The sequence below is a fragment of the Luteimonas sp. 8-5 genome, from assembly GCF_029763755.1.
GTDB lineage: Bacteria > Pseudomonadota > Gammaproteobacteria > Xanthomonadales > Xanthomonadaceae > Cognatiluteimonas.
The window spans coordinates 1-4,692 of the sequence record NZ_JARUVM010000140.1 but is presented as its reverse complement, the minus strand read 5'-3'; the positions used below and the strand labels follow the sequence as shown (position 1 = coordinate 4,692).

5 protein-coding genes and 1 pseudogene are annotated in these 4,692 nt (G+C 64.6%); 3 read left to right on the top strand and 3 right to left on the bottom strand.

Annotation, left to right across the window (positions count from 1 at the left end):
* Positions 1 to 883, top strand: an 883-nt coding sequence (locus tag QAA18_RS12000; RefSeq protein ID WP_279413230.1) for a hypothetical protein, incomplete at its 5' end; no start/stop codon positions are given.
* Positions 884 to 1,134: 251 nt separating this feature from the next.
* On the opposite strand, the pseudogene QAA18_RS11995 reads toward QAA18_RS12000, so the two are convergent.
* Positions 1,135 to 1,377, bottom strand: a pseudogene (locus QAA18_RS11995) (IS110 family transposase); the annotation flags it as partial.
* Positions 1,378 to 1,469: 92 nt separating this feature from the next.
* Here QAA18_RS11995 and QAA18_RS11990 point away from each other — a divergent pair.
* Both QAA18_RS11990 and QAA18_RS11985 read left to right on the top strand, forming a co-directional pair.
* Positions 1,470 to 1,595 (top strand): hypothetical protein, encoded by a 126-nt coding sequence (locus QAA18_RS11990; RefSeq protein WP_279413228.1) that lies wholly within the window; start codon positions 1,470 to 1,472, stop codon positions 1,593 to 1,595.
* Between the two features lie 110 nt (positions 1,596 to 1,705).
* Positions 1,706 to 2,317 (top strand): DUF6713 family protein, encoded by a 612-nt coding sequence (locus tag QAA18_RS11985; protein WP_279413226.1) that lies wholly within the window; start codon positions 1,706 to 1,708, stop codon positions 2,315 to 2,317.
* Positions 2,318 to 2,566: 249 nt separating this feature from the next.
* Here the strand turns inward: QAA18_RS11985 and asnB are convergent, their stop codons facing one another.
* On the bottom strand, positions 2,567 to 4,279 hold the full coding sequence (gene asnB / locus QAA18_RS11980) for an asparagine synthase B (RefSeq protein WP_279413224.1): 1,713 nt from the start codon (positions 4,277 to 4,279) through the stop codon (positions 2,567 to 2,569).
* Positions 4,280 to 4,483: 204 nt separating this feature from the next.
* Positions 4,484 to 4,692, bottom strand: a 209-nt coding sequence (locus QAA18_RS11975) for a M20/M25/M40 family metallo-hydrolase (protein WP_279413222.1), incomplete at its 5' end; no start/stop codon positions are given.

Genomic DNA, 4,692 nt, shown 5'->3' with positions numbered 1-4,692 from the left:
GCTACGCCAACAACATGGCAGAAAGAGCTTGCCATGTTGCCAGCTACGCGCTGCAATTCGGCTTAACTTGAGCGTTAGCCCGCACATGAGAGATCACGACGACCTCAAGAAACTCGTTAACCGATCGGGCTTTCCGCTTCAGCTTGCCGTAGAGCGAACTGTTCGCGAGAGCGAGAACTGGTGTGTTTTGCATCGCGAGCACGCGTGGCAACACTCAAACGGTGATGCCGGCTTTGCTGACTTGGTGTTGGTCAACCCAAGCAACTGTGTGATGGTTGTTGAGTGCAAACGCGTTCAGGACTCCGACTGGATATTTATCACGCCGGACGAGCCTGAGAAGACCATTGGAAGCCGGCTGTATATCAACAACACGGCCGGCCATGGCGTCGAGCACCATGGGTACTTAGATGTGCAGGTAACACCTTCAGCATTTGTTTCTGATTTCTGCATAGTTGCGGGCCAAGATGCCCATTCGCGTCCTCTCTTGGAGCGAATTGCGCATGAAGTTGTTGTTGCGAGTGAAGCCGTAGCGCAGGAAGAACAGCCATTCTTGGAGGCAAGGAGTTACGGATTTAGGTGCTACGCGGCCGTGATTGTCACTACGGCAAACCTCTCAATCAGCGCGATTCGTGATCGAGATATCTGCCTAAGTACTGGCCACGCTTCTGATCAAGCAATAGAAAGTATCCCTTGGGTAAAGTTCCGTAAGCAACTGTCTAATGAGTTGGTCGTAGAGCCAGAAGACCTAGCATGGAACCTTGAATCAATTTCCAGGGCTAAGGAAAAGGTGGTCTATGTGGTGAACGCAGGACACTTGCCGAAGTTTCTGGAGAAGTGGGGTCTCATAAGTAGCTCACTCGCGAGCATCATGCGTGCGGGCTAACAATGCGTGTATGGACTCCTCCTGCAACTAGTGCCTGCTGACCTGCTTCTGGCTTAGGGCGGTTGCAGTCGTGTATTCGGCCTTGGGGTGAGCTCGTAGGCTCGGGCCATCATGGAATCCGCGGGTCGGGAGCCTATCGTTCAAGCGGCCTCTCGGGCCTGAATTGTTATCGGCTTTGGCCCGACCCCGGACCGACCTGTTCGCCATGATCAGATCAACCAGGCAACGCGTGAAAGGGTATTGGGTTCCTTCTAGCAGGATTGCGGGCGCTCACTGACGTGGTGGGCATCGAAGCGGGCACCGTGATGCTCGGTGGCCCAAAGCCTGCGAGCGAGCTTGTTGGCCAGCCCGACGGCGGCCTTGTTGTGCCCTTGCCGCTGCTGCAGGTCGAGCGCCCAGGCCTGCAATGGATCCAGCGCTTGTCCGCGCCGCTGTTTCATGCGCGCTGCTTGCAGCACGGCGCGGGCGCCGTGGATCAGCAAGGTGCGCAAGTAGGATGCCAATGCCTGCCCGCGGAACGACCTGCTGGTACAGTTCCGAATGCCAAGCCATCGGGTGACGACACCAGCCCTCGGAAGACACATCAATGCCCAAGAACGCCAAAGGCAAGGAGACCAGCCGCCTGGGCCTCGGCATCGCCATCGGCCTTGCGCTTTCCGAAGGCCGGCGCGGCGACGATGACGATAACGATCCCGGGGCAGGCGCTGCCTGACCAATGGGAGCGGCGACCTCTCCGCAGGACTGCACGCCGCCGGCGCACGCCGCACCGGGCGCGGGCCTGCCCCCCACACAACCGACCAAGCCGCCAGGATCCAGCGACACATGACCGAGCACCGCGTCAAGTTCGACTTCGTTGTCCACTTCACCAACGGTGGCAGCTTGTCCGCCCAGGACTTCCGCCTGGACATCCCGGGAAACGATATTTCCGATGACGAGCTTGCCGCGTACCTCATCCGGGACATGAACCTGCTCATGGCCGGTCGAGTGGACATCGCCAACAAGCAGATCGTGATCGAGCCTCACAAGAGAACCGCAGTCCGGACTACGGTGCTGCTCAGGTTAACCGCGACCTTCAATTTGGTTCTTGCCTTCGCCCACCAGGTGGATGCGGCCTACTGGCGCGAGTGGGAAATGTTCGGCCTGCCCGGTGGCGTCCAGCTGTTCAACCTGCTCAACATCCTGCTGTTTGGCGGATTGCTCGCCCTCCTGGCCAACCTGATCCAGGGGAAGCCCTCCGCAACCGCCAGTTCGCTCGCCATCGCGGGTGTCTGCGCGCTGATCCTTCCCATCCACGCGGGCTTCGCACTGGCCGGGTACCCGCAGTTCGACCTGCCGGTCTCGATTGCCCTCATGATCGGCACGTTCCTGCTCTCCGTCGTACAGGTCATTGTCACGCTCGGCCTTCGCAGCCGGATCCGCGACGCCCGGCAGTAGCGCTTGATCATCCTGCGTCGTGACGATGGAGTCTCGTTCCTGTTGGCGCACATCCAGGAGCCAACCGCCGAGGCCGGCGCCGCGTCTCCTACGGCCAGCCCATTGCACGGGTCGGGAACAACGGTTTCGGGCGATCCGGAGCCGGCGCACTCCGCGCCAGGTGCGGACCTGCGCACGACATCCGCGAGCTCTGGCGCGGCGACCTGGTCGCGTTCCTGCTGGGCTGCAGCCTGACGGTCGAACACGCCCTCATCGAGGCGGGGACGGATCTTCCACGGGACTGACGCCCGGCGCGTGGTGCACGCCTGCGACGGCACGGCCCGATGGATCGGCCGCGGCGGCAAAAGCAGCATCCCATTCGATCGCGGCCGGCGAGGAGCAGGCGATCGACTTGCCGCCCGGCACCGTGCGTGCGCAGGCGTCGCCGGGGAAGTGGCGTTCGAACAGGCTGCGGTACCACCAGGCTTCCTTCGTCGCCGGCGGATTGACCGGGAAGCGGGTCGCGGCCCCGGCGAGTTGCGCGTCGGTGACGACGACTTCGGCGTGTGCTTTGAGACCGTCGATCCAGCCGTAGCCGACGCCGTCGCTGAACTGTTCCTTCTGCCGCCACAGGATCTCGTCCGGCAGCACGCCTGCAAAGGCGTCGCGCAGCACCGCCTTCTCGATCCTGCCGGCGCCCGCCATCTTGTGCGCGGCGTCCATGCGCATGGCCGTGTCGATGAACTGCACGTCCAGGAAAGGAACGCGCGCCTCCACGCCCCAGGCCATCATCGACTTGTTGGCGCGCAGGCAGTCGTACTGGTGGAGGGCATCGAGCTTGCGTACGAGCTCTTCGTGGAAGGCGCGGGCATCGGGGGCCTTGTGGAAGTAGAGGTAGCCGCCGAACAGTTCGTCGCTGCCCTCGCCCGAGAGGACCATCTTGACGCCCATGGCCTTGATCCTGCGCGCGAGCAGATACATCGGCGTGGACGCGCGGATGGTGGTGACGTCGTAGGTTTCGATATGACGGATGACTTCGGGGATGGCGTCCAGGCCTTCCTCGAAGCTGTAGGTGAAGCCGTGGTGCACGGTGCCGAGGGCGTCGGCGGCGACCTGGGCGGCGGCCAGATCGGGCGAGCCTTCCAGGCCGATGGCGAAGGAGTGCAGGCGCGGCCACCAGGCTTCGCCGCGGTCGTCGTCCTCGATCCGCTTGCGGGCGAAGCGGGCGGCGCAGGCGGCGATGAGCGATGAGTCCAGGCCGCCGGAGAGCAGCACGCCGTAGGGCACGTCGCCCATGAGCTGGCGATGCACGGCCTGCTCCAGCGCCTGGCGCAGCTCGGCCTTGTCGACGTCGAGGCCGCGCACGGCGTCATGGTCGCGCCAGTCGCTGCGGTACCACTGCACGGGCGCGTCACCGCGGGCGCTGTCGTACACGTGGCCCGGCGGGAACACGGCGACGTCCGTGCACATGCGCGCAATGGCCTTCATTTCCGAGGCGACCCACAACCGCCCGTCGGCATCGTGGCCCCAGTACAGCGGACAGATGCCCATGTGGTCGCGGGCGATGACGATGCGCCTGGCGCGGCGATCCCACAGGGCGAAGGCGAAGATGCCGTTCACCCGCGGCAGCCAGGCTTCGGGGGCTTCGCCGCCGGCGTGCAGTGCGTTGAGCACTTCGCAGTCTGAGCCGGTGGTGAAGCGGTAGTCGCCGCCGATGCCTTGCTCGAGCTCGCGGTGGTTGTAGATCTCGCCGTTGACCGCCAGCACGAGCGCGCCGTCCTCGGAGCGGATGGGCTGGGCGCCGCCGCTGGGATCGACGATGGCCAGGCGTTCGTGCACCAGCAGCGCGGCCGGCTCGGCGTGCACGCCGGACCAGTCGGGGCCGCGATGGCGCTGCATGGCCGACAGCGACAACGCCAGCGGCCGCAGCGGAGTGAGGTCCGCGCCGGGGCGCAGGTCGAAGACACCGAGGATGGAACACATGTCGCAGGCCCTTTTCTGTAGTCGGAAATGAAAAAGGCCCGCACTTCGCAGTGCGGGCCTTCGGTTCGATTGGCGTGAAACGCGCGCGCTAATCGCCGACCCGCGGGGGGCTGGCGTTATTGCGATTGTTGTTGGCGGCGGCGCGGATCATGGCCCGAGTGTGCACGGCGGCCGGGGCGCCCGCAAGGGGGTCGGCCCAGGGACTCAGGCCAGCAGCCGTTCCAGCAGGGCCAGGTACAGGCCGGGCAGCGCCTCCAGGTCGGCGACGGCCACGTGCTCGTCGACCTGGTGGATGCTGGCGTTGACCGGGCCGACCTCGATGCAGTGGGCACCGAGCGGGGCGATGAAGCGCGCATCGGAGGTGCCGCCGCCGGTGCTCTCTTCCGGGACGGCGCCGGCGTGCGCGGCGAGTA

What these genes read in the sequence shown, in the direction of transcription:
- QAA18_RS11990 (WP_279413228.1), top strand. Translation starts at nt 1,470, where the DNA reads ATGCCCAAGAACGCCAAAGGCAAGGAGACCAGCCGCCTGGGCCTCGGC.
- QAA18_RS11985 (WP_279413226.1), top strand. Translation starts at nt 1,706, where the DNA reads ATGACCGAGCACCGCGTCAAGTTCGACTTCGTTGTCCACTTCACCAAC.
- asnB (WP_279413224.1), bottom strand. Translation starts at nt 4,279, where the DNA reads ATGTGTTCCATCCTCGGTGTCTTCGACCTGCGCCCCGGCGCGGACCTC.